The following is a 409-nucleotide window of genomic DNA, read 5'->3' on the forward strand; positions in this document are numbered from 1 at the left end:
CATCCGGTGCAAGGCTGCGCGGGAAAGGGTCGGATGAAGAAACTCACGAGCCACCACGAGGAGATCATCCAGCCCCAGACGAAGGAACGTTCTGGCGGCGATGAGCACTTCTTCCTGCTCCCTGTTGAGGGTGGCCAGGAGGTTATGACGCGTGTGAGGACGATCATAGACGTCGTCTCGATGCCGCCACCGGCGGATGGTCATATCACTCACGCCAAATCGCTCCGCCAATACCGTGTCCGGGATGTGGGCAGGAGCGGCCTGGATCTCAGCACGGACCTTGGGTGTGGTAGTCGCTTGCTTATGAAGCTTGATGTCCATCTCGATGCTCCTGAACGAACTGACGAAGAAGCCCTCTGGCAGCAAGCAAAGGATAGCTTATTCTAGTCAATTGAACATCCGAGACCCT

General features: G+C 57.0%; 1 protein-coding gene. It reads right to left on the reverse strand.

Annotated features, from left to right (window positions below; genetic code table 11):
* Window positions 1–321 (reverse strand): helix-turn-helix domain-containing protein (locus tag PJK54_RS17765; RefSeq protein ID WP_442870694.1); only part of this gene is annotated, 321 nt, incomplete at its 3' end.
* Window positions 322–409: the final 88 nt, after the last annotated feature.

The sequence above is a fragment of the Cobetia sp. MMG027 genome (genome assembly GCF_027947415.1).
GTDB classification, from domain to species: Bacteria; Pseudomonadota; Gammaproteobacteria; order Pseudomonadales; family Halomonadaceae; genus Cobetia; species Cobetia marina.